Here is a 22,022-nt window from a genome sequence, read left to right on the forward strand (position 1 = left end):
CACAAAAAGGAGACGGACAACCATGAAACAAACCGTGGCTGCATACATAGCGAAGACCCTTGAACAGGCAGGTGTAAAACGTATCTGGGGCGTAACCGGCGATTCACTGAACGGGCTGAGCGACAGCCTCAACAAGATGAAAACCATTGAATGGATGCCGACCCGTCATGAAGAGGTCGCCGCCTTTGCCGCCGGGGCCGAAGCACAGCTCACCGGGGAACTGGCCGTCTGCGCCGGGTCGTGTGGCCCAGGGAACCTGCACCTGATTAACGGGCTGTTCGACTGTCACCGCAATCACGTGCCGGTGCTGGCAATTGCCGCCCATATTCCCTCATCTGAAATCGGCAGTGGCTATTTTCAGGAGACGCATCCGCAGGAGCTGTTCCGTGAATGCAGCCACTATTGCGAGCTGGTGTCCTCGCCGGAGCAGATCCCGCAGGTTCTGGCGATAGCCATGCGCAAGGCGGTGCTGAACCGCGGTGTTTCTGTGGTCGTGATCCCGGGGGATGTGGCGCTCAAGGCTGCGCCCGAAGGGGCCAGCACCCACTGGTATCACGCCCCCCAGCCGGTCGTTACCCCAGCGGAAGAGGAGCTGAAAAAACTGGCGCAACTGCTGCGTTACGCCAGCAATATCGCCCTGATGTGCGGCAGCGGCTGTGCTGGCGCGCACAAGGAACTCCTTGAATTTGCAGGTAAGCTAAAAGCCCCCATTGTTCATGCCCTGCGCGGCAAAGAGCACGTTGAGTACGATAACCCTTACGACGTGGGCATGACCGGGCTGATCGGTTTTTCGTCCGGCTTCCATACCATGATGAATGCCGACACGCTGATTCTGCTCGGTACCCAGTTCCCCTATCGCGCGTTCTACCCGACGGATGCCAAAATCATTCAGATCGATATTAACCCGGCCAGCATCGGTGCACACAGCAAGGTCGATATGGCGCTGGTGGGCGACATTAAATCTACCCTTGCCGCCCTGCTGCCGCTGCTGGAAGAGAAAACGGATCGTAAATTCCTCGACAAAGCCCTGAGCGATTACCGCGATGCGCGTAAGGGGCTGGACGAACTCGCCAAACCGAGCGACAAAGCGATCCACCCGCAGTATCTCGCGCAGCAGATCAGCCACTTCGCGGACGACGATGCCATCTTTACCTGCGACGTCGGCACGCCAACCGTCTGGGCGGCACGCTACCTGAAGATGAACGGCAAACGCCGCCTGCTCGGCTCGTTCAACCACGGCTCGATGGCCAACGCCATGCCACAGGCGCTGGGTGCCAAAGCCACCGCCCCGGAGCGTCAGGTGGTGGCGATGTGCGGTGACGGCGGATTCAGCATGCTGATGGGCGATTTCCTGTCGGTGGTGCAGATGAAGTTGCCGCTGAAAATCGTGGTCTTCAATAACAGCGTGCTGGGCTTTGTGGCGATGGAGATGAAGGCCGGGGGCTATCTGACGGACGGCACCGAACTGCACGACACCAACTTTGCCCGCATTGCCGAAGCCTGCGGCATAACCGGTATCCGCGTGGAGAAAGCCTCCGAGGTGGATGAAGCTCTGCAACGGGCGTTTTCCATCGACGGCCCGGTGCTGGTGGATGTGGTGGTCGCCAAAGAGGAGCTGGCCATCCCGCCGCAGATCAAGCTGGAGCAGGCCAAAGGCTTCAGCCTCTACATGCTGCGGGCGATCATCAGCGGCCGCGGCGATGAAGTGATCGAACTGGCAAAAACTAACTGGCTCAGGTAAAACATTTCGCATGACCTCTTAAAATAAAGGGATGTGAAATGATTGATTTACGCAGTGATACCGTTACCCGTCCGAGTCGCGCCATGCTCGAAGAGATGATGGCCGCCCCGGTCGGGGACGACGTCTACGGTGACGATCCAACGGTCAACGAACTGCAGCGCTATGCCGCAGAACTCAGCGGTAAAGAGGCCGCCCTGTTCCTGCCCACCGGAACGCAGGCCAACCTGGTGGCGCTGCTCAGCCACTGCGAACGCGGTGAAGAGTACATCGTCGGCCAGGGAGCGCATAACTACCTGTACGAAGCGGGCGGCGCGGCGGTGCTCGGCAGCATTCAGCCGCAGCCGATCGACGCCGCACCGGACGGCACTCTCCCGCTCGACAAGGTCGCCGCAAAAATCAAAGCCGACGACATCCACTTCGCCCGCACCAAATTACTCAGCCTTGAAAACACCCACAACGGCAAAGTCCTGCCGCGCGAGTACCTCAAAGCGGCGTGGGAATTTACCCGCGGGCGCAGGCTCGGCTTGCACGTGGACGGCGCACGAATCTTTAACGCCGTGGTAGCCTACGGCTGCGAGCTGAACGAGATTACGCAATATTGTGACTCGTTCACCATCTGCCTCTCAAAAGGGCTGGGCACCCCCGTGGGTTCTCTGCTGGTGGGCGATGCGGACTACATCAAACGCGCTAACCGCTGGCGCAAGATGACCGGCGGCGGCATGCGCCAGGCCGGTATTCTGGCCGCAGCGGGTCTGTATGCCCTTAAAAACAACGTGGCACGTCTGCAGGACGATCACGACAACGCCTCGTGGATGGCCGGGCAACTGCGTGAAATTGGCGCCGACGTGATGCGACACGACACCAACATGCTGTTTGTTCGCGTGGGTGATGAGCACGCCGCTGCGCTTGGGGAGTTCATGAAAGCGCGTGGCGTACTGATCAACGCGTCACCCGTTGTGCGTCTGGTGATGCATCTCGACGTCAGCCGCGAGCAGCTGTTGGACGTCGTGAAACACTGGCAGGCGTTTTTACAGCGTTAAGGAGCAGAACGTGCCGCAACGTATTCTGGTGCTCGGTGCCAGCGGGTATATCGGTCAGCATCTGACCACGGCGTTAAGCCAGCAGGGGCATCAGGTGCTGGCGGCGGCACGCAACACGGAACGCCTGCAAAAACTAAACCTGCCTGGCGTCACCTGCCACAACGTCGACCTTAACTGGCCTGAGTCGCTGCCCGCGCTGCTGGAAGGGGTCGACACGCTGTATTACCTGGTGCACAGCATGGGCGAAGGCGGCGATTTTATCGCCCACGAACGTCAGGTGGCCCTGAACGTCCGCGATGCCCTGCGGCAAACGCCGGTTAAGCAGGTGATTTTTTTAAGCTCGCTCCAGGTGCCCGAAAATGAGCAGTCGGACCACCTGCGCGCCCGTCAGCTTACCGCGGACACCTTGCGCAGTGCGGATATCCCCGTCACCGAACTGCGGGCGGGGATCATCGTCGGCGCGGGCTCTGCCGCCTTCGAAGTGATGCGCGATATGGTGTACAACTTGCCGGTGCTCACCCCACCGCGCTGGGTGCGGTCGCGCACCACGCCGATTGCCCTGGAAAACCTGCTGCATTACCTGGTGGCGCTGCTGGACCATCCCGCCGAACGGCACCGCGTGCTTGAGGCCGCGGGGCCGGAGGTGTTGAGCTATCAGGAACAGTTCGAGCATTTTATGCGCGTCAGCGGCCGCCGACGCTGGCTCATCCCCGTTCCCTTCCCGACCCGCTGGATCTCCGTGTGGTTTTTAAACGTTATTACCTCGGTGCCGCCGACGACAGCGAAAGCGCTGATCCAGGGGCTGAAGCACGATCTGCTGGCGGACGATGGCGAACTGCGCGCATTAATTCCGCAAACGCTGATCCGTTTTGACGACGCGGTACGCCATACCCTGAAAGAAGAAGAGAAGCTGGTGAACTCCAGCGACTGGGGCTACGACGCGCAGGCGTTTGCCCGCTGGCGGCCGGAGTACGGTTATTACCCGAAACAGGCGGGCTGCACGGTGAAAACCTCGGCCAGCCTGGCATCGCTGTGGGAGGTGGTGAACCAGATCGGCGGCAAAGAGCGTTATTTCTTCGGCAATATTCTCTGGCAGACACGCGGAGCGATGGATCTGCTGGTGGGCCACCGGCTGGCGAAAGGCCGCCCTGCGCAGCCGTACCTCAAAGTGGGTGATACGGTCGACAGCTGGAAAGTCATCATCGTCGAACCGGAAAAACAGCTGGCGCTGCTGTTCGGCATGAAAGCGCCAGGGCTGGGACGGCTCTGCTTCACGCTGAAAGACAAAGGCGATTGCCGTGAACTGGACGTCCGCGCCTGGTGGCACCCACATGGGATGCCCGGTCTGTTCTACTGGTTACTGATGATCCCCGCACATCTGTTTATCTTCCGCGGGATGGCAAAACGGATTGCGCAACTGGCAGAACAAAAAACGGAAAAGAACTAAATAAAACTCGCTTTCTTTCACCTTTCCCATTGCAACCCGCCGTAATTCACGAAAGAATGCGCACGAAATTCTTTTCAACACAGTGGATTGTTATGAAGGTACTGGTTACCGGGGCGACCAGCGGCTTAGGCCGAAATGCGGTCGAATTTCTGCGCAACAAAGGCATTAGCGTCAGGGCTACCGGTCGCAACGAGGCGATGGGTAAGCTGCTGCAAAAAATGGGCGCAGAGTTTGTCCATGCCGACCTGACGGAGCTGGTCTCCTCTCAGGCGAAAGTGATGCTCGCCGGAATCGACACCCTGTGGCACTGCTCCAGTTTTACCTCTCCGTGGGGAACCCAGGAAGCCTTCGATCTCGCCAACGTGCGCGCCACGCGCCGTCTGGGCGAGTGGGCCGTTGCCTGGGGCGTGCGTAACTTTATTCATATCTCCTCCCCGTCGCTCTACTTCGACTATCACCACCATCGGGATATCCAGGAAACGTTCCGTCCGGCCCGTTTTGCCTGTGAGTTTGCCCGCAGCAAGGCGGCCAGCGAAGAGGTGATCGACCTGCTGGCGCAGTCGAACCCGCATACGCGCTTTACGATCCTGCGTCCGCAAAGTCTTTTCGGACCGCACGATAAAGTGTTTATTCCGCGCCTGGCGCAGATGATGCACCACTACGGCAGCGTGCTGCTGCCGCGCGGCGGTGATGCGCTGGTGGACATGACCTACTACGAAAATGCCGTGTACGCCATGTGGCTGGCGAGCCAGCCGGACAGCGATAAACTGGCGTCCGGTCGCGCCTATAACATTACCAACGGCGAACCCTGCCGCCTTCGCACCATTGTGCAGCGCCTGATCGACGAGCTGCACATCGACTGCCGCATTCGTTCGGTGCCTTATCCTATGCTGGATATGATTGCCCGCAGCATGGAGCGTTTTGGCAGCAAAACCGCCAAAGAGCCTGCGCTGACGCATTACGGCGTGTCGAAGCTGAATTTTGATTTCACGCTGGATATTTCGCGCGCGGAGAACGAGCTGGGGTATAAGCCGATTGTGACCCTGGATGAAGGGATTGTGCGCACCGCGGCGTGGCTGCGGGACCACGGGAAGTTGCATCGGTAGTTAATCTGGTGCGGGCTGATGCCCTCACCCCGGCCCTCTCCCACAGGGAGAGGGAGTAAAGACTAAAACGGCAACCCGAAGGTTGCCGTTTTGCTTTTACAGAGCCGTCCAGGCCTCAGACCATGCCAGACCTGCGCCTGGTTCATAGTACATTGGTGCGTTGTTACACCAGCCGCTGTACGGGAACGGTTTGCACTGGAACAGTTTACCGTGGTTGTTCACGATATCGCCTGCGCTGTACTTGCTGTTCGCGCTCCACGCCGGGTAAGAGCCGGAAGTGCCTTCGTCCTGAGACGGGGTGGCTGCTTTGGCTTTTACGTTCAGCAGGTATGTGGTGGTGCTGCTCAGCTCGCCGTCGCTGACGGTCAGGCTGATTTCATACTGCTGCGCCGTCGCGGCTTCAGGCGCGTTGAAGGTCACTACCGCTTTATCGTCGCCGGTAACGGTCTGGCCGTCCTGGGAACGCCAGGTGTAGGTCAGCTTGTTGCCGTCTTCGTCGGTAGAGCCTTCTGCGCTCAGGGAGACCTGCGCACCGGCTTCAACCGCACCGATCGGACCGGCAATCTGCGCTACAGGCGCATGGTTTACCACCGCCGGGATGTCGTCTGGCACAGGTGCCGGGGTTTCATCCGGTGTTGGTGTCGGCGCTGGCGTCTCATCTTCAGACGGGGCTGGAGCAGGAGCCGGTGTTTCATCCGGTACGACCGCGGAACCGTCGTCGTTAACGATGTTCACGTTAAAGAACTTCTGTACACACTTGGTGTAGTCGCCGTCTTTGAACGCGCTGAATGGCGTCTGGTAACCCACCAGCTGGCAAGCGTAGGTCTTGCCATCTGGGGTATCCGCGCTCCATCCCCAGTCCTGTTCCCAGTAGATCTTCAGGGCGCCTGCGCCACCTTCATCGAACTGCTTCATGTTGGCACAGCCAAGCACTTCGTCAGCCGGTACAGGGACTTTCAGGTAGTTAGCGAACTCTTTGTAGTATTTGATACGGTTCTGAGACTGGGCAATTTCAGTCGGGCCACCGCACTCTACGCCGCCGTTGATGATCTGGGTGGTCACGCCAAAGCCAGGGACAAGGCCGTTGGCTTTATCGTGGTCGTTCGGCTGCCAGGTGCCGTCGATAACCTGAAGCATGCTTGGTTTTGGCGGCTGTGGATAGGCGAAGAAGAAGATGGCGCTCGCCAGGTTCAGCCAGGTATCGGCCACCAGCTCAGGTTTGTCGAGCAGCGTGCGGACATCGCCGTACATTGCTTCAGAGAATGGACCGTAGTTGTAGTTGTAGGACAACTGCTTAGCGCCACGGCCAAAGTAGCTCAGGAAATCGCCATCTTTGTCTTTACCGCACGGCCAGGTCTGACCCTGCCAGACGTCCGGGTTACACTCCCCGTTATAGCCGCCCTTCTGGCCTTCGCTCCAGCCCATCTCACGCACATAGACCAGCGCCTGACGCCATTCCGGCTCCGGACGCCAGCTTTCGTGGCCGCCGGTTTCCTGTGCGAAGTGAGCAAACATGGTTGCCAGCTCTTTACGGCAGATAGCTTCGCTGTCGCGGCCATCGTTGTAGGTATCACACAGCGCCGGGAATTTACCCACAGCTTTCAGGAAGTTACTGTAGCTGTAATCCTTCGCGCGCAGCGGGAACAGGTATTCCCAGTCGCTCTCTTTAAGGATCCCTTCAACGCGTTTCACGTTTACCGGGTTGGCTGCACGGCCTGGCTCAATCTGCTCGACCTGAGCGTTGTCCAGCGTACGGATGGTATCCTTCACGGATTTCATCAGTGGGAAATCGGTGAGCTCTTTTTCCTTTTTAGCCAGATCGCTGGCTTTCATGGTGTAAGGCACACTGCTTTCCGCCTTCAGCATGGTGGCCTGAGCAATTACCGGCGCTACGCAGGCACCGGCAATAAGCACGCTCAGTAATGTCCTTTTATTCATCTCGGTTATTCCTGTTAATTTCGATAAAGTTAAATAAATCTAAATTCATTTATTAATCCGTTAATAAATAAACTTCAGACAGCTGCTTTTCATTTTCTGAAGAATACGGGTGGGTACTCTTCAAAAAACAAAAAACTCACCAGTTGGTTTTGTCGCGGGCGGCTAATTTTAACTGCTGATACTTTTTCCAGACTTTGTGGGCATAGACCATGCGCTTAGGGTAATTTTCTTTTTTAAGCCCGGCGTTATACGCACCTACCGCTTCCCAGTTGTATCCATAAACCTTAATCATGCCTGATAATATAGAGGCGCCGACCATAATGGAGGTGCAGGGCTCTGTCATCAGACGGTTTTCATTAATGCCTTTGCGTTCAAGTTCAGGAAAGTGCGAGCTGTTGATTTGCATTAATCCGACATCGCGCGTTCCGTCATGATTGATGCCAATGGCGTACGGGTTCATTCCCGATTCCACATTCGCGATGGCATAAAGTAAAAACGGATCAATATGATAATAATGCGCCGCTTTATTCCAGCAATTTGCAAATGCGCTATGACTTAATATCAATAACAAAAACAGAAACCTTTTCATTCTTCACCTGCGTGGCCGTTTTTTATTCTCCTCAAACACGTCCTGTTAAATTAGTGGAAGGTACTGGCCACACCCGAAGCGGGGTGTGACCAGTGATTGTGGGCCGATATCACACCCACAATTTCAAGCTCAGAAGATTATTTGCAGTCTGCTGACGCGCCTTCTTTCACCCATACATCGCTGTTGCCTGGTTTGTCACCTTTTGTCCACCATTTCGCGCGGTACTCGAAACCTTGATAGGTTGTCTTGTCACCACCGTTGTAGACCATGTCGGAGCGCCAGTTCATTTTCACCTGGCTGACCAGTTCCCATGCATCGGCGTTAAAGCCAGGTTTGTTGCCCTGAGTCCAGTACTTCGCTTTCCATACCAGATTATCGGAGCTGACCATGTCGCCGTTGTTGTAGATTTTGCTGGATTCCCATGCCGCGTATTTGCTGGCATTGGCATCTACCGGGTTATCGCAACTGCCGGTTGCAGTGCCTTCATCAGATGGGGTGTTACCTTCATCGGATGGGGTGTTACCTTCATCGGATGGCGTGTTGCCTTCGTCAGACGGGGTATTGTCTTCATCAGGCACAACCGGGGTGGCTTTCGGCGTTACGGTAACCTGTACGTTAGACTGTACGCTGGTTTTGCCGTCGCTTACGACAACGCTCAGGGTGTAGGTAGAGTCAGTTGTAACGTCCGGCGCGGTGATCTGTACGCTGGAGGTATCAGTACCGGTCGCGTGCATATCAGATGGTACGCTCCAGGCGTAGGTCAGTGCATCACCGTCTGGATCCGCTGCCTGCACGTTCAGGGCGTAGGTCTGACCGGCTTCCAGAGTGACGTTCTGCATCTGGTTAACCACAGGGGCCTGGTTGGCTTTCGGCGCTTTGTTCACAACCTGAACGTCAGCGGTGCTGCTCAGACCTTTTGGATCGGTCACGGTCAGACGGAATGCCAGGGTCTGGTTGCTGGTCACAGCGCCAACGGAGAAGGTCGCCTTCGCTTTGGTGCTGTTGGTCAGGGTAACGCTTGGGCCAGAGATCTGGGTCCATTTGTAGGTCAGCGCATCGCCATCAGGATCGGTGGAGGCAGAGCCATCCAGAGTCACGGTCGCAGGACCGGTCACGGTTTGATCCGCCGCAGAAGCAACCGGCGCATGGTTGGTCACTACCGGATCTGGCGTGGAGCTGCCCAGCAGGCTTTCGTTCATCGCGTTCAGGATATCGCCGTTATCGGAGTCGATAGACCACGCGAACAGGCCGCCGAGGTTTTTCGCCAGAACGTACTTACCTTTTGCGGTTGCGGAACGGGCATCTTCATAAGAGATCAGCTCGCCGGTGGATTTGTTGAAGACGTATGGCGCTTCAGCGTCTGCGTCATAGCCATATTCCCAGCCTGGCTTGCCTTTGTACTCGTTCACAATCTGACGATAGTCAACAACGCCTGGTTCCCAGGTGCCTTTCACGCCGTCAGTCGCGGTACCGGTGAACGGGTTGTCGCCGGTATAACCGTGAACGCCAGTCCAGCCACGACCGTACATGCCGGTACCCACCACGATTTTGCCTGGCTGTACGCCCTGCTCCAGCAGCGCGTTAACGCCATTTTCGGTGGTGTAGTTGGTCTCCGGACGCCATGCTGGTGCATGCAGCGCAGCCTGGTGGCCCAGATCGGTCATGCTCCACGCGCCGTAGAAGTCGTAGCTCATCAGGAAGATGTGATCGAGATACTGCTGCGCCGTGGTGTAATCCACGTCTTCAATCTTATCTTTACCGGCACCGATGGCGCTGGTCAGTTCATAGGTGCGACCGGTTTCAGCAGACAGCTCGTTCAGCATGGTACGCAGATCGTGCATCAGCGCGGTATAGGTTGCTTTATCCACCTGCGGGTTACCCAGTGATTCGTTCACACCGCCGCCGCCCGGGAATTCCCAGTCGATATCCACACCGTCGAAGAATTTCCAGGTTTTCAGGAAGTCTTTCACAGAGGCCACGAAACGTGCACGGATCGCGGAATCGTTCATGTGATAGAACGGATCGGACATGGTCCAGCCGCCAATGGATGGCAGAATTTTCAGGTCAGGATGGGCTTTTTTCAGAGCCATCAGCTGGCCGAAGTTACCTTTGTACGGGTCGTCCCAGTTAGATACGCCGGACTGTGGTTTCTGCAGCGCAGCCCACGGATCGTGGATCGCCACGGTGTAGTCAGGACGGCCAGCACAGGCTTTCTGCAGGTTGGCGAAGCTGTTGCCGTTTTCAACGGTTTTCAGACCGTCGTTGATGCCGTCGCCGCCACAGATTGGAATGAAGCCGTACAGGATGTGGTTCAGGTTAGCGGCAGGGATTTTATCGACCGGGAAGTTACGGCCATAAACGCCCCACTCAGGGAAGTAGGCGGCAACCACTTTATCGGTATGTTTTGCGAAGGTTTTGTTGTTTTCCTGCAGAGGCGCATTCAGCGGCAGGAGGTGGCTACCGTCAGTATCCGCCACGATGATCAGCTTGCTTGCGCTTTTGGTACAGCCGCTGTTGTTACAGAATTCAACCTGCTCCTGGTAGCGACCGCCTTTTTTCACTTTAAAGGTGGCAGAACCGGATGCACCGGCAGCACCGGACCAGACGGTCTTGCCATCCAGCAGCACTTTACCGGAGGTCGGCGCGTCGCCGCTCCAGACGTTCCACTCGACTTTTACGTCGACACCGTCGTTATGAACCTTAACAAGATTACCGTAGTCCACTACGGCCTGGTCCACTTCAACGATGGCAAATTTATCGTTACCGCTGCTGATTGAAGGCGTACCTGGCGCTGCGGCGAACGCAGAGCCGGAAACGGCTGCGACAAAGAGTGCCAGATAGGTTGGCTTCATAAATTTCATTATTAATTCCTGATAATCTTATTTTTGATAAATGAAAAGGACCGTGTATTCCATATAACATGGGCGAGTACTGAATAAGCTATTTAATTAAAACCACAAACCCAATTTAATTTTACTAACCATGTATAGTGCTAATATACCCTCCATAAAAAGACATGAGCGGCAATCCTTACAGCTTATGTTTCTTACAATACTCCGGGAATTAGTTGACGTCCTTTCATTCCCTCAGCGAAAAAATTTCAAAAAAAACTTGACCACATAAATCAGAATGTGAATTGCAAGGTCTGCAGAATAAAAATAACCAAACCGGCGAGTGACAACAGAGGGCCAAACGGAATAACGCTATTTTCTTTAACCGCTTTATAAAAAACAAAATACAGTGCGATACCGCTTAATGCCGCCGCGAGCAATAACGAAGGTAACGCCTGCCAGCCGCACCACGCGCCCAGCGCAGCCAGCAGCTTAAAATCACCGTAGCCCAATCCCTCGCGTCCTGTTGTCAGGCGAAAGGCCCAGTAGAGAAGCCACAGCGACAGGTAGCCCGCCGCTGCGCCAAACAGGGCATCCGACAACGGTAAGGTATGAAAAAGCGCATGATTCAGCAGGCCCGCCCACAGCAGCGGCTGCGTCAGGCAGTCCGGCAGCAGCATGTGTTTTGCGTCTATCGCCGCCAGCGGCAGCAGTCCACACCAGAGCACCCATAGCGACATCAATGCAGCCGCAGACGGGGCATACGCCGCCGTCAGGGCAAAAAACAGGGCACTGGAAAGTTCAAGCAACAGCAGACGCAGCGGGATCGCAGTCTGGCAGCAGCGGCAGCGCCCACGCAGGCAACACCAGCTCAGAACCGGGATATTTTCCCACCAGGCGAGCGTGTGGGAGCATGCGGGACAGTGGGAGGCCGGAAACAGCAGGTTTCCGGCACCCTCCTCCTCTTTAATGAGCGGGGGAATGCGTTCGACCACCACCCCCAGAAAGCTGCCGATAATGCCGCCAAGCGTGCCGCTGAGCAGGCAAAGGGCGGGCATCTGGCTGCCCTGAAGCAGCGTCAGCGAATTCATGCCACTTTCGCCCAGGAGAGCTTAATCTGGGCCTTTACATCGCTAAGGTGATCAACCGGCGTGAGATCCATTTTCTCCAGACGAACCCCGGTGGTTAAATTCACCTCCCGAAGCCAGTTTTTCAGTTCATAGACGTTGACCCGATCAATATTAAACGTCAGGGTTTGCCCGTCCTGCTGGATATTACTCAGCGCAACGTGGATCTCTTTGGCGCTCTCTTCCACCACGCTTCTCGGGTTACTGGTTTTTAAGACTTTCGCCTGAAGGTGATTTTTATTAATTTCTGCACGCATCCAGTTCAGGGTCTGTTTCTGTTTTTGCAGCGTGGCTTTCTCATTTTTAATAATATTATCCAGCGGGGTCATCACACCGTACCAGATAATGGCGCAACAGAGCGCCGAACCACAGAGTTTAATCAGCGTTCGTTCGCGCGGGCTGTAACGCAAATAGCGTGCTTTTAATTGTCCAATTTTCTCTTTCATTTATATTTCCCTGTGATGATAGCGGTATAAGGCGCTTCACTGGAGACCGGCTGGAGCGTAAAGTCGAAGGTATCACTCGCCTTATTGACGAACGCCTGCAACGCCGTGGGATCCATCGAACGGATGTTCAGCGTGAGCTGATTCTGGGTGTCGTCGTATCCCACTTCACTCAGTTCGACCGCCGGGAGCGATTGCTTGATCTGCTCCAGTGCGTCCAGTTGAAGAAAGATCCCTTTCTTCTCTTTCTTGATGTTCTGCCCGAAGTGGTACTTCAGGTTGGTGGTCTGGCGCAGCGTGGGGAAATAGTGCTGGGCCAATTCCACCATCTGCTGCTGGGCCAGGTTTTCCTGGGTAGAGAGCATCCAGGCCATGCCGATGCGAGGGCCAACCAGCAACCCGAGGCTCAGCACCGCCATGGCGGCAAGGGCCGGTTTCGCATAACGGAAACCGGTCTGTGCACCCGTGGTGCTAAAAACGCCGTGCAGCAGGTTTGCTTTGCAGCTTTTCCACTGCGGCTGGATCAGCACCAGCGGATGCTGCCAGGCCCGTTGCTCATCCACCTGCACGTCCGCTGGCGCATCGCCGTAACAGACGAGGTTACCGGCGCACTGCTGGCTCAACAGCAGCGGCAACAGGGCAGCGTCGGTTTCACAGGCGCCAAACGGCGAATAGCGCATCCAGTAGCCGCTGTCGGTGGAGACCAGCGTGCTGCCGCCTTCGGTTACCGGCAGAAGGATCGCATCGGGCAGCACCTGCACCACCGTCAGCCCGGCATCGGCACAGCGGTCCAGCCAGTACTGCAGACGCCCCGCATCAATGGCCACCGCGTCCACTTCCCGCCCCTTCTTGTTGAGCACCGTCCAGTGAAGCGTGTCCACATCGCCAATCAGCGTCTCTTCAGCCAGCCAGGAGAACTCAACGCTGCCTTTTTTGGGCAACGTGAAGCGACGGAAGATCATTTCGCTGGCCGGCAGTAGCAGGCAGACGCGTGCGGCTAACGCGTGACCGGCAAGCGCCGCCAGTGACGCCCCGCCCTGACGCTGTTCCACCTGGTCGCTACCGGACTCGCACCACATTATGTTCCCGTCCTCATGCGTGTCGGGACGAATAAAAAGCACCTGTTTCATAGAATTCGTCTTGTGTTATTCAACCATTCGGTAGCGACGTTGCCAGGTAATCACCTTCCCGGCTTCATTATCAACATGAAGCTGGCTGACGACGCGCAGCGTTAAATCATCGGTATTGCCGGTACTGTTGACCCGGAAATAGTGACTGTTTACCGCAAGAAACGCCTGAACCTGCTTGAGGGCGTCTTTGGTCTGCGGATAATTTGTCTCAAGCTCTTTCTGGAATGCCTCCATCGACTCCCAGCCCTCTTCCGGGCGGGAGGCGATCAGACGGGCGGCCTCGTCCTCGCTCAGCGAGCCGATAAACAGGGCTGCCAATAGCGGTGCCTGTTCTTCGGTCAGGGTGTTGACATCCACCTTGCTGGCGGTGTCGGGTAAGGCGCACAGCACTTTACTGACCTTGCCGTAGGCCGCCACCGGAAACGCGGGCAGCAGCTTTAGCTCGCCCGGGGTGCGCATCATCTGATTCGCAGGCAGCCGCGCAGGCTCTACGCCCGCCCAGGCATCTGTCTCCAGCCCCTCTTTTGCCGTTGTGGTATCACCGTCGAGATAGTCCATCAGTTGCTGGTAAATCTCTTCTGCGTCACCGGCGGAAATGCCGCTGTCGGTCAGAAGCTGTTCAACGATGCGCGCTTTGACCGGTTTTTCCGGCAGCGCCCCTGCGGTCTGTACCGCGGGGGTTGGATCGGCCGCCAGCAGGTTATTGACGTTAAAGCAGGTCTGGGCATCCTCAATCTGGCTCACCACGGTGTAGTGTTCACCCTCTGTCTCCACCGGCTCTGTCCACTCCCCTTTGGGCGACAGCCCCTGGCTGTCACCGCTGGCGTAGGTCTGAAGCAGACCTTCAATGGTTTTTTGCTGGCTCTGAATGGCCCAGCGCAGCTGCTGCTGACTCACCTGATAACGGGTTTTCTGCAGATTGCGGCAGAACTGCTGGCTGATTTTGGCCGCCAGCGCCGACATCATGACCAGCAAAATTAGCACCACCAGCAGCGCGACACCGCGCTGTTTTCGAACCGATTTTCCGCTCATTTGTTCTCTCCTGACGGAGCGGGCACCGGCTGCGGTTGTGGCTGCGCTGGCGTGGCCGCATCCCCCGATGGCGCAGGCGTTTGTTCTGCTGGAGCCGCCGGGGCGACCGGCATATCACCCGGCGTGGTAAATACCCAGCGCCAGGTATCGCCGTTCTCCATGGTCAGCAGAAGTTCTACGCCGTCCGGCTGATGCGCCGTGTCGGTCCATTTGTTCTGCCAGCCCTCTTTCCAGAAGCGCCACGTCATCTCTTTGACATCGCTGAGGATCGGCACCTCTTCTGGCTTCACATCGGCAGGGCTGTCGATAACCGGCCAGATATCGCGCCACAGTTTTTTGTCCTCAAGCCGCCAGCGCACGCGCTCCAGCTGGACCTGACCGCTCACGCCGTTCAGCGTGGTCAACTCCAGCGCATCGTCGTGCTGGACAAATACGTCAGGCTCGTTGCGTGGCGCGCGTGCCTGAAGCTGAAAGAAATCCCGCTCCAGCAGGTTATAGGCGCGCTGAAGCTGGTTGAGTTGAGTCGCCGCCACGTCGGTGGCGTTCGAGGTGCGCATCGCCCCGTCCAGAATTTGCCAGGCAAGCGTGCTGATAACCGCGAAGATGGTTAGCGCAATCATGATCTCCAGCAGCGTAAAGCCCTGCTGACGCTGAATGTGCTTGCTCATTTCACCTCTCCGGGTTCCGGTATCTGCAGGCTCAACACCGGTTTGTCTTCATCATCTTCGGCGTACACCTGCACTTCATCGGCAAAGCGATTTTCGGCGGTTTTCACCCGCTGCTTGCGCCAGATCCAGCTTCGCCCCCCCATGATTTCTGTCCCTGTCTGCAGGGCATCCGGGAACGGCGTGTTGCTCAGCTTTGCTTCCGCCAGCTGGTTTTCCGCCACCCAGCTCGCCTGCAGCGAATCGCCCAGGCCATGGGTAAAGCGCACGTTCAGCGAGACGGAGTTCATCAGCGCCAGCGCGGCGGTGGAGAAGATGACCAGAGCGACCATCACTTCCAGCAGGGTCATCCCCTGTTCTTTGCGTTTAGTCATCGTTCTCTACCGAAACCGGTGATGCCCCCTGCGACACCACGCGAAAACGCTGTTTTTTATCGAAACTCTGCAGGGACAGCGTGAAGCAGCTTATCTCCCCGTCCGGCAAAAAGACAATCTGCGGCGTGGCGTCGGTTGTGGCAGCAATGCGCTGCGGTGACAGCGACACGTGCATCTCTTCCGGGAACTGGCCGTGGGTGACAATGCGCCCGGCGGTTAAGGGTTCCCAGTGTCGTTCGCCCTCTTTTTCGGCCCAGGTCACCAGCTGATATTCTGAGGTGGTGATCACCAGCCCAACGATATTTCCGTCCATTACCGCACGGTCTGAACCATATTCAACGAGGGCTTTTAACTGCTGACCGAAAATATCCGCGCCGCTGCGCGAGGGGATTGTCGACACCACCATCATGGCGCAGGAGGCAAATATCACCAGCGCCAGAATAATTTCCAGTAAGGTAAACCCACGTTGCTTATTCATTACTTCTCTTTTTTATCTAAAGACCAGTTGGTAATATCATCCGCGGTATTCGCTTCGGCATCCGGGCCCGCAGAGAAAACATCCACTGCGCCATGTTCGCCCGGGCTAACCAGAATATAATCATTGCCCCACGGATCTTCCGGCAGGCGGCGAATATAGCCATCATCACGGTAGTTTTTCGGGATTGGCGCGATATCAGGTTTGGTGACCAGCGCCTGCAAACCCTGCTCCGTCGTGGGGTAACGGTGGTTATCCAGCTTGTACATATCCAGCGAACCTTCCAGCGCCACAATATCGCTGGTTGCTTTCTGGGCATCGGCTTTTTCTTTATTCCCCATTAAATTTGGTACCACCATACTGGCGAGCACACCGAGAATAACGATCACCACCATTAATTCGAGCAAGGTAAAACCGGCCTGACCTTTCAGGCTATTTCGTTTTAAAGACATATTTAACCCACCATATTATTGAGCTGAAGAAGCGGTTGTAATATTGACAGCACGATAAATAAAACCACTGTCGCCATTGTCACCACCAGTGCCGGTTCAAATACCGACAGCGTTAACGTAATTCGATGCTGTAATGCCGATTCCTGGTTTTCCGCGGCGCGATCCATCAATGAACCTAATTCCCCGCTCTCTTCGCCGGAGGCAATCATGTACAGCATGGTCGGCGGAAAGAGCTTCGCCTGGTCCAGCGCGTTATACAGAGAAGCGCCCTGACGTACGGTATCCGCCGCCTGCTCCAGCACCTTCCGGGCATAGAGGTTTTCGATCCCGTCCATCGCGATATACATCCCCTCCAGCAGCGGGACGCTACTGGCCTGCAGTATGCTGAGCGTACGGATATAGCGGGCGCTATTGATGGCGCAAACCAGCTTTTTAATCGGCGAGCCATTCACCAGCCAGCTGTGCCAGCGAAAGCGGTTTGTGGTTTTCTTCACCCACGTCTTAAAGCCCACGATTGCGCCGAACAGCCCCCCGGCAATGTAGATCCCGTACGCCTGCAGAAAATCGCTCACCGCAATCAGCGTGCGGGTGGTGATCGGCAGTTGCTGTTTCATGTGCACGAACTGCTCGATGACCTGCGGTACCACCGCCACCAGCAGGATGCTGATCACCGCCACGGCAACGACCGTCAGGGTGATCGGGTAGACCATCGCCTGCGTCAGCTTGCTTTTCATCTTCTGGCGCTGCTCGTTGTACTCCGCCAGCTTCTCCAGCACATCGCCGAGGTGGCCGGTTTTTTCCCCGGCCATCACCAGCGTGCAGTACAGCTTGTCAAAGGTGCGCGGGAACTGGCTGAAGGCATCAAACAGCGTATGGCCTTCCACCACTTTCTCGCGGATCTCCGTCACCATAGCCGCCAGCTTTTTGTCTTCCGTCTGCTTTGAAATGGCCTTCAGGGCGCTTTCCAGCGGCAGCGACGCGTTAACCAGTGTTGACAGCTGACGGGTGAACATCGACAGCACCGGCACAGAGAGTCTGGCGCCGGTTTTGGCTTTAGCGCTGGCCGCATTTTCACGGGTTTCGGTGATGGTGAGCGGCATCAGCTTCTGCTCACGCAGCGACTGGCGCACCTGCTTAGGTCCTTCCGCCTGCAGCGTGCCGCGCTGGGTTTTTCCGGCGGCATCGGTCGCAGTCCACGCGTAGAAAGCCATTACTCATCGCCTCCACGCTCGGCGGTCACGCGCATCACCTCTTCAAGGGACGTGATACCGCTGATGACCTTCATCAACCCGTTTTCGCGCAGGCTGTAGGCCTGTTTGAACAGCTCGGTCTCAATGGACATCTCATCTTTGTCTTCATGAATGGCGCGACGCATGGCGCTGTCGACCACCAGAAACTCGTGAATGCCCGCGCGTCCCTGATACCCGCTCTGGCGGCACTGGTCGCAACCAACGGCGCGATAGATGGCCTTTGGTGGCTTATCCATAAAGCTAAACAGCGCTTTTTCATTGTCATCCAGCGGACTGGTGGTACGGCAGTGCGGACACAGCCGACGCACCAGACGCTGGGCAATGACGCCGAGTAGCGACGAACCAATTAAAAAGGACTCCAGCCCCATATCCCGCAGACGGGTGATGGCTCCCGCCGCACTGTTGGTGTGCAGCGTAGACATGACCAGGTGACCGGTGAGCGACGCCTGCACCGCGATTTGCGCGGTTTCACCGTCACGAATTTCCCCGATCATCACCACGTCCGGATCCTGACGCAAAATGGCGCGCAGGCCGCGGGCAAAGGTCATGTCCACGCGCGGGTTGACCTGCGTCTGCCCCACCCCTTCCAGCTCGTACTCAATCGGATCTTCGACGGTCAGAATGTTGCGTTCATGTCCGTTCAGGGCCGACAGAATGGCATACAGGGTGGTACTTTTACCGGAGCCTGTCGGCCCGGTGACCAGGATGATGCCGTGCGGGCGGTTAATCAGCCCTTTCAGTTTTTCCAGCTCTTCATCAATGAGTCCGAGCTTGTTGATATCCGGTTTCAGGTTGCTCTTGTCGAGCAGACGCATGACCACGCGCTCGCCGTACTGCGACGGAATGGTCGAGACACGCACGTCAATCGCCTTGCGGCCAATGCGCAGGGAGATACGGCCATCCTGCGGCAGTCGTTTTTCGGCAATGTCGAGTTTCGACATGACCTTAATACGCGAGACCAGCAGCGGGGCCAGTTTACGTGCGGGCTGGAGCACCGGGCGCAGCACGCCGTCAACGCGAAAACGGATGCTCAGCGTGCGCTCAAAGGTTTCGATATGGATATCCGATGCACCGTCTTTCACCGCTTCGCCGAGAATGGCGTTGATCAGGCGGATCACCGGCGAGTTTTCGTCGTTATCCAGCAGATCTTCGTTGTCCGGGATCTCCTCGGTTAACGCCATCAGATCGATATCCGCATCCATATCGTCCACCAGCTGCTGCGAAACGCCGCTGTTCTGCTGCCAGATTTTAGCCAGCATCTCATCAAACGCTTCCGCGCTCAGCGTCTGGGGCACAAAGGCACGCCCCAGTACCCGGCGCATCTCCAGTAGCGCAAACGCGGGGACGTCGTCACGGATATAGACCGTGTCGTTCCAGAAAAGGATGCCGTTCTCCTTCGCAAAGCCGCTGGTGCAAAGCTGTTTCGTCAGTTCATCCACGCGTCACCTCCCCTTACTCTTTGAAGGGGTTGCGCGTGGTGGCAGGTGCGCTCACGCCGACCGGCATGGAGTGATCCTGCTTTGGATAGGCAGGCAGGACGGCGTTATCGGTGTTCTCAACGATGCCGAGCTTTTTCTCCTCCAGACGCTGCTGTTGACGGGCGCGGATCTGGTCGTATTTCTCCTTCGTCGCCGCGCTGTAGTTGTCATCATCACGCAGCACCGTGGTATGGATAAAGACCATCAGGTTGCGCTTCGACGTATCCTCCGAGGTATAGCGGAACAGCTGTCCCACCAGCGGCAGATCGCCGAGCAGCGGCACTTTCGACACGTTCTGTTTGCTGACGTTTTCCATCAGACCACCCAGCACCACCGTCTGGCCACTGTGGACCATCACTTCGTTGTTGATGGTACGGGTGTTGAAGGTTGGGCCGAGGCTGGCGTCTTCGGTGGCGCTGGCGTCAACGCTGGAGACCTCCTGCTCGATCTTCAGGTGGATCATGTCCCCGTCGTTGATCTGCGGAACAATCTTCAGCTTGGTACCGACGGTTTTACGCTCAACCGAGTTAAAGACGTTGTCGCCGCTGGTGGTCTGAGAACCCGACAGCACCGGCACATCCTGACCCACGTTGAACGACGCTTCTTTGTTATCCAGCGTCACCACGCTTGGCGTGGAGAGAATATCGTTCTTGCCGCTGGTGGAGAGCGCGGTCAGCAGTGCGCCATAGTCACCGTTGAAGAAACCGGTCGCCAGGCCAGTAAAGGAGGCCCCTTTGATCGTGCCGTTTTTGACCTGGCTAATGGGCAGACCGGTTGAACCGAACTGCACGCCGCCGTGTTTGCCGGTCCACTGCACGCCGAGATCCATGCCGTTACCGTCCTGCACTTCCGCAATGATGGCTTCCACCAGCACCTGCGGACGACGAATATCCAGCTTGTCGATCACCTTCTCCAGCGAGTTCATGACGTTTGGCTGAGCGGTGATCACCAGCGAGTTAGTGGACTCATCGGCGGTGATATTCAGCTCGCTATTGGTTGTCGCGGTTTTGCTTTTCGCGGTACCGGCTTTGTCTTTCAGCTGCTCACCGATACCGGTCAGCACCGGCACCACTTTCGAGGCGTTGGCGTATTTCAGGTAGAAGACGCGGGTATTGCCCTCGTTGTTCTGTTCGCGGTCGAGCTGGCCAATCAGCGAGCGGGTACGCGCGCGGGCATCTTCGGTGCCGCTGATCACCAGGCTGTTGGTTTCATCATCGGCCACCACTTTGGTCGCCAGCTGTGGGGCGTTCTGCCCTTTCTGCTCTTCATTGTTGAGGTTGTTCAACATATCGGAGAGCTCTTTCGCCGAGGCATAGCGCAACGGTACGATTTCGCGACGCTGCATACCGGAACGGTCCACGCGCTCAACCAGATCCACCAGGCGATTCACCACCGAGGCTTTCCCGGTTAACAGCAGCACGTTAGAGGGTTCAAAATGGACCACGTTGCCGATCCCCGAGGCATCGTTCAGCTGGCGCAGCAGCGGGGCCAGCTCGCGTACCGGCACGTTCTCCATGCGCACTACGCGGGTGATGATCTCATCCCCTTTGCCCGGGTTTTTACTGTCGGCCACCGGCACCCCGGCGGTACGCGCCACGCTTGAACGCACCACTTTGATCATGCCGTTATCCATTGGGATCACCGACAGACCGTAGAGATCCAGCACGCTCAGGAAGAACTGATAATATTCCTCTTCCGACAGCACGTTATAGGTTCTCACCGACACCGTGCCCTGAACGGACGGATCGACGAGAATCGTTTTATTCAGATTGCGACTTACCGTATCGATAAATTCGCGAATATCGGTATTTTTAAAACTGGCGCTAAAGTTGGCTGCAAACAGCGAACCGGAATATAACGACAATGCGGTCAGCGCCACGCACGCCCATGGAAATTTCTTCATGATTTACACTTGTTAATTGTTTAGAACATTAACCCGAATATTTTCAAGGTGAGCGTGCCGTCTGACGACGACCTCCGCTTCTTTCATTTTCGACCAGTTGGCGATAATATTTTTCGCCTGCGCTTCTTTCGTCATATCGACGTCATTCACTTTCACCACCACATCACCCTGTTTCAGTCCTGTTTCACTGTAAAAAGGCGAAGCATTGCGTGGATTAATGTTAAAGCCTTCCAGTTGGCCTTTATCGATTAACGGCTTTAACACCAGATAATCATCGAGATGCAGACTGTCCGCGCCGGCATCTTTTTTCGATTTCGTCACCGGGCTATTGCCTGCATCGCCCTTAAAATAAGGCGGCTGTTTGAGGGCGAGCGTTTGCTTCGTGCCTTCATACTGAACAACCACGTTATCTTTATTAATTTCATCCACATATGCGTCATCGAACCCCACCAGCGGCTCCCCTTCCCGGTAGCTCTGCTGCCCGGCGGGGGTCTTAATCACGGCGAACGACAGCCACGACTCATCGCTGCGGATGATGCCTTCAATTTCTGCAGACAGCGGCGCTTTTACCGCCGCCGGAACGTCGGCCTGACGGACCGCAGCCGTAAAAAGACCAAACGTTTTGTCACTGTTACGCGGTTTTAGCGGCGTTTTATCAGCATTCGCTAACTTATTCGTAACCTTTTTATAATCTTTAAAAACGACATAACCCTGCTGGCTGCAAAAAATTAGCATGACTAGCATTATGCAGGGCGTCATTAGCCTGGAAAGGAATGCGTTCCTCATTATTATCGGGCCTTTTAGCAAAGCAGGAATTCGCAGCGGTATGCTGCATAACTTAGTGAGCAAATAGTAATAAGCGTGACCAGTGCAAACCACCGGCTTCGCTATTAACTTTAATGAAGAAAATGATTGACCGGAAAAAAAGGGAGTGTTAGATGCGGCCTGACAGGTTATTTTTACTCTGGTGTTAAATTGACCATGACAGGGGCTTACCGTAC

Annotated in this window: 19 protein-coding genes; 4 read left to right on the forward strand and 15 right to left on the reverse strand. The window is 56.3% G+C overall.

The genetic code is table 11. The features are described from left to right. Positions 1-22: 22 nt before the first annotated feature. The 4 genes from poxB to ECL_RS13675 all read left to right on the forward strand — a co-directional run bounded on the left by poxB (position 23) and on the right by ECL_RS13675 (position 5,334). Positions 23-1,741: a ubiquinone-dependent pyruvate dehydrogenase gene (gene poxB / locus ECL_RS13660; protein ID WP_013097335.1), complete on the forward strand. Its 1,719-nt coding sequence runs from the start codon at positions 23-25 to the stop codon at positions 1,739-1,741. A 38-nt stretch (positions 1,742-1,779) separates the two neighbouring features. Beyond that, a complete protein-coding gene (ltaE, locus tag ECL_RS13665) occupies positions 1,780-2,781 on the forward strand; it encodes a low-specificity L-threonine aldolase (RefSeq protein ID WP_013097336.1) in 1,002 nt (333 codons plus the stop codon). 10 nt (positions 2,782-2,791) lie between these two features. Next, positions 2,792-4,228 (forward strand): SDR family oxidoreductase, encoded by a 1,437-nt coding sequence (locus ECL_RS13670; protein WP_013097337.1) that lies wholly within the window; start codon positions 2,792-2,794, stop codon positions 4,226-4,228. Between the two features lie 92 nt (positions 4,229-4,320). Next, complete coding sequence (locus tag ECL_RS13675) at positions 4,321-5,334, forward strand: NAD-dependent epimerase/dehydratase family protein (RefSeq protein WP_013097338.1); 1,014 nt, start codon at positions 4,321-4,323, stop codon at positions 5,332-5,334. A gap of 96 nt (positions 5,335-5,430) precedes the next feature. Here ECL_RS13675 and ECL_RS13680 read toward each other — a convergent pair whose 3' ends face one another. The 15 genes from ECL_RS13680 to gspC all read right to left on the reverse strand — a co-directional run bounded on the left by ECL_RS13680 (position 5,431) and on the right by gspC (position 21,765). Further along, positions 5,431-7,272 (reverse strand): glycoside hydrolase family 19 protein, encoded by a 1,842-nt coding sequence (locus ECL_RS13680; RefSeq protein ID WP_013097339.1) that lies wholly within the window; start codon positions 7,270-7,272, stop codon positions 5,431-5,433. Positions 7,273-7,408: 136 nt separating this feature from the next. Next, positions 7,409-7,861 carry a type III secretion system invasion protein IagB gene (gene iagB / locus ECL_RS13685; protein WP_013097340.1) on the reverse strand — a complete coding sequence of 151 codons (453 nt, stop codon included), beginning with the start codon at positions 7,859-7,861 and terminating at the stop codon, positions 7,409-7,411. Positions 7,862-7,998: 137 nt separating this feature from the next. Beyond that, positions 7,999-10,722, reverse strand: coding sequence for a glycosyl hydrolase family 18 protein (locus ECL_RS13690; RefSeq protein WP_013097341.1), 2,724 nt, complete (start codon positions 10,720-10,722; stop codon positions 7,999-8,001). Positions 10,723-10,985: 263 nt separating this feature from the next. After that, positions 10,986-11,783 (reverse strand): prepilin peptidase, encoded by a 798-nt coding sequence (locus ECL_RS13695; RefSeq protein WP_013097342.1) that lies wholly within the window; start codon positions 11,781-11,783, stop codon positions 10,986-10,988. Next, complete coding sequence (locus ECL_RS13700; protein ID WP_013097343.1) at positions 11,780-12,265, reverse strand: type II secretion system protein M; 486 nt, start codon at positions 12,263-12,265, stop codon at positions 11,780-11,782. Before ECL_RS13700 ends, ECL_RS13695 begins: the two co-directional genes overlap by 4 nt. Continuing rightward, a complete protein-coding gene (gene gspL, locus ECL_RS13705) occupies positions 12,262-13,392 on the reverse strand; it encodes a type II secretion system protein GspL (RefSeq protein ID WP_013097344.1) in 1,131 nt (376 codons plus the stop codon). Before gspL ends, ECL_RS13700 begins: the two co-directional genes overlap by 4 nt. Before the next feature lie 15 nt (positions 13,393-13,407). Beyond that, complete coding sequence (gene gspK / locus ECL_RS13710; RefSeq protein WP_013097345.1) at positions 13,408-14,424, reverse strand: type II secretion system minor pseudopilin GspK; 1,017 nt, start codon at positions 14,422-14,424, stop codon at positions 13,408-13,410. Beyond that, on the reverse strand, positions 14,421-15,092 hold the full coding sequence (gspJ, locus tag ECL_RS13715; RefSeq protein ID WP_013097346.1) for a type II secretion system minor pseudopilin GspJ: 672 nt from the start codon (positions 15,090-15,092) through the stop codon (positions 14,421-14,423). Before gspJ ends, gspK begins: the two co-directional genes overlap by 4 nt. Further along, on the reverse strand, positions 15,089-15,463 hold the full coding sequence (gene gspI, locus ECL_RS13720; RefSeq protein ID WP_013097347.1) for a type II secretion system minor pseudopilin GspI: 375 nt from the start codon (positions 15,461-15,463) through the stop codon (positions 15,089-15,091). The genes gspJ and gspI overlap by 4 nt, the downstream gene beginning before the upstream one ends. Beyond that, positions 15,456-15,941: a type II secretion system minor pseudopilin GspH gene (gene gspH, locus ECL_RS13725; protein ID WP_013097348.1), complete on the reverse strand. Its 486-nt coding sequence runs from the start codon at positions 15,939-15,941 to the stop codon at positions 15,456-15,458. Before gspH ends, gspI begins: the two co-directional genes overlap by 8 nt. After that, complete coding sequence (gene gspG, locus ECL_RS13730) at positions 15,941-16,390, reverse strand: type II secretion system major pseudopilin GspG (protein ID WP_013097349.1); 450 nt, start codon at positions 16,388-16,390, stop codon at positions 15,941-15,943. Before gspG ends, gspH begins: the two co-directional genes overlap by 1 nt. A gap of 2 nt (positions 16,391-16,392) precedes the next feature. Further along, positions 16,393-17,601 carry a type II secretion system inner membrane protein GspF gene (gene gspF, locus ECL_RS13735; protein ID WP_013097350.1) on the reverse strand — a complete coding sequence of 403 codons (1,209 nt, stop codon included), beginning with the start codon at positions 17,599-17,601 and terminating at the stop codon, positions 16,393-16,395. Beyond that, a complete protein-coding gene (gene gspE, locus ECL_RS13740; RefSeq protein ID WP_013097351.1) occupies positions 17,601-19,079 on the reverse strand; it encodes a type II secretion system ATPase GspE in 1,479 nt (492 codons plus the stop codon). The genes gspF and gspE overlap by 1 nt, the downstream gene beginning before the upstream one ends. A 13-nt stretch (positions 19,080-19,092) precedes the next feature. Continuing rightward, complete coding sequence (gene gspD, locus ECL_RS13745; RefSeq protein WP_013097352.1) at positions 19,093-21,021, reverse strand: type II secretion system secretin GspD; 1,929 nt, start codon at positions 21,019-21,021, stop codon at positions 19,093-19,095. Between the two features lie 12 nt (positions 21,022-21,033). Next, positions 21,034-21,765 carry a type II secretion system protein GspC gene (gspC, locus tag ECL_RS13750; protein WP_040022860.1) on the reverse strand — a complete coding sequence of 244 codons (732 nt, stop codon included), beginning with the start codon at positions 21,763-21,765 and terminating at the stop codon, positions 21,034-21,036. Positions 21,766-22,022 lie beyond the last annotated feature (257 nt).

The organism is Enterobacter cloacae subsp. cloacae ATCC 13047 (assembly GCF_000025565.1).
In the GTDB taxonomy this organism is placed as follows: Bacteria; Pseudomonadota; Gammaproteobacteria; order Enterobacterales; family Enterobacteriaceae; genus Enterobacter; species Enterobacter cloacae.

Excerpts from the sequence above, each read along its gene's own strand:
- gspF (WP_013097350.1), bottom strand. The coding sequence starts at position 17,601 with ATGGCTTTCTACGCGTGGACTGCGACCGATGCCGCCGGAAAAACCCAG.
- poxB (WP_013097335.1), top strand. The coding sequence starts at position 23 with ATGAAACAAACCGTGGCTGCATACATAGCGAAGACCCTTGAACAGGCA.
- gspH (WP_013097348.1), bottom strand. The coding sequence starts at position 15,941 with ATGAATAAGCAACGTGGGTTTACCTTACTGGAAATTATTCTGGCGCTG.
- ECL_RS13695 (WP_013097342.1), bottom strand. The coding sequence starts at position 11,783 with ATGAATTCGCTGACGCTGCTTCAGGGCAGCCAGATGCCCGCCCTTTGC.
- ECL_RS13690 (WP_013097341.1), bottom strand. The coding sequence starts at position 10,722 with ATGAAATTTATGAAGCCAACCTATCTGGCACTCTTTGTCGCAGCCGTT.
- gspL (WP_013097344.1), bottom strand. The coding sequence starts at position 13,392 with ATGAAACAGGTGCTTTTTATTCGTCCCGACACGCATGAGGACGGGAAC.
- gspJ (WP_013097346.1), bottom strand. The coding sequence starts at position 15,092 with ATGAGCAAGCACATTCAGCGTCAGCAGGGCTTTACGCTGCTGGAGATC.
- gspD (WP_013097352.1), bottom strand. The coding sequence starts at position 21,021 with ATGAAGAAATTTCCATGGGCGTGCGTGGCGCTGACCGCATTGTCGTTA.
- ECL_RS13700 (WP_013097343.1), bottom strand. The coding sequence starts at position 12,265 with ATGAAAGAGAAAATTGGACAATTAAAAGCACGCTATTTGCGTTACAGC.
- gspI (WP_013097347.1), bottom strand. The coding sequence starts at position 15,463 with ATGACTAAACGCAAAGAACAGGGGATGACCCTGCTGGAAGTGATGGTC.
- iagB (WP_013097340.1), bottom strand. The coding sequence starts at position 7,861 with ATGAAAAGGTTTCTGTTTTTGTTATTGATATTAAGTCATAGCGCATTT.
- gspK (WP_013097345.1), bottom strand. The coding sequence starts at position 14,424 with ATGAGCGGAAAATCGGTTCGAAAACAGCGCGGTGTCGCGCTGCTGGTG.
- ECL_RS13680 (WP_013097339.1), bottom strand. The coding sequence starts at position 7,272 with ATGAATAAAAGGACATTACTGAGCGTGCTTATTGCCGGTGCCTGCGTA.
- ltaE (WP_013097336.1), top strand. The coding sequence starts at position 1,780 with ATGATTGATTTACGCAGTGATACCGTTACCCGTCCGAGTCGCGCCATG.
- ECL_RS13675 (WP_013097338.1), top strand. The coding sequence starts at position 4,321 with ATGAAGGTACTGGTTACCGGGGCGACCAGCGGCTTAGGCCGAAATGCG.
- gspG (WP_013097349.1), bottom strand. The coding sequence starts at position 16,390 with ATGTCTTTAAAACGAAATAGCCTGAAAGGTCAGGCCGGTTTTACCTTG.
- gspC (WP_040022860.1), bottom strand. The coding sequence starts at position 21,765 with ATGCTAGTCATGCTAATTTTTTGCAGCCAGCAGGGTTATGTCGTTTTT.